This is a genomic window from Mycobacterium sp. pUA109, assembly GCF_041287095.1.
Lineage (GTDB): Bacteria > Actinomycetota > Actinomycetes > Mycobacteriales > Mycobacteriaceae > Mycobacterium.
The window spans coordinates 1-1313 of record NZ_JBGGKS010000053.1 but is presented as its reverse complement, the minus strand read 5'-3'; the positions used below and the strand labels follow the sequence as shown (position 1 = coordinate 1313).

The 1313-nt window shown below is 64.8% G+C and carries 1 pseudogene; it reads right to left on the bottom strand.

The annotated features are described in order from the left end of the window. Positions 1–176: 176 nt before the first annotated feature. Positions 177–1313: pseudogene (locus ACAG26_RS27620) on the bottom strand (IS256-like element IS1245 family transposase); the annotation flags it as partial.

Below are 1313 nucleotides of genomic sequence, written 5' to 3'. Positions count from 1 at the left end.
CCAACTGAGGGTGGCGAGTTCTACGTCCTCGACGGTCTTCCACGGTCTGCTTCGAGCCGGCCCGTAGATCAGCTCGGCCTTGTAGTAACCGTTGACTGTCTCCGCGAGAGCGTGGTCACGTCCCGTGGAGTGGTGTAAGAGCGGTCGCGTGTCCGCGTGTGGCTCTGTGGTAGCCACTATGCCGTGAGAGCGGCTGTGGGGGCAATGGTTTCGGCACTTTGGTCACTGACGTCGAGCAGAGCGAGGCTGGTCTCGGAGAGGTAGCGCTTGTCGGCGACCTGCCATTCGTCGTGGGCCTCAACGAGTACCGAGCCGGCCAGCCGTAACAGCGCGGCGGGGTTGGGGAACACGCCGACGACGTCGGTGCGGCGTTTGATTTCCTTGTTCAATCGCTCCAGTGGGTTGGTTGACCAGATCTTTTTCCAGTGGGCCACCGGGAAGTCGGCGAAGGCGGTGATGTCGGCGGCGGCCTCGCGCAACATGGTTTCGACCTTGGGGAACTGGCGGCCGAGCATGCCGGCGATGGTGTCGAGTTGTTCGCGCACGTGCTCGGCGTCTGGCTGGGCGAAGACGGTGCGGATCGCGGCGGCGACCATCTCTGCGGAGCCCTTGGGCACTTGGGCGAGCACGTTGCGCAGGAAGTGCACTCGACACCGCTGCCAGGCGGCCCCGATCAGCACGGCGTCAATGGCACTGCGCAGTCCGGCATGGGCATCGGAGATGACCAGTTGGACTCCGGCCAGACCGCGGGATTTCAACGACCGCAAAAACGCGGTCCAGAACGCCCCGTCCTCGGAGTCCGACCTCAAAGCCCAGTACCTCGCGGCGCCCGTCAGCGGCCACCCCGGTGGCGATGACCACCGCCTGCGACACCACCCGATGATTCACCCGGGCCTTGCAGTAGGTGGCGTCGAGGAAGACATACGGAAAGCGCTGATCACCCAACGGCCGGTCCCGGAAGGCCGCGACCTCGGTGTCGAGGTCTTTGCAGATCCGGCTGACCTCGCTTTTGGAGATCCCGGTATCGGTACCCAGTGCCTTGACCAGATCGTCGACCTTGCGGGTGGAGGTGCCGTGCAGGTAGGCCTCCATCACCACCGCGAACAAGCACTGATCGACCCGGCGACGCCGCTCCAACAACGCCGGGAAAAATGACCCGGTGCGCAGCTTGGGAATCCGCAGTTCCAGGTCCCCTGCGACCGTGGACAGCGTGCGCGGACGCGAGCCGTTGCGCTGATTGGAGCGGGTCTCGGTGCGCTCATGGGGAGAAGCCCCGATGAACGCGGTCAACTCCGAGTTGAGTCCCGCATAGT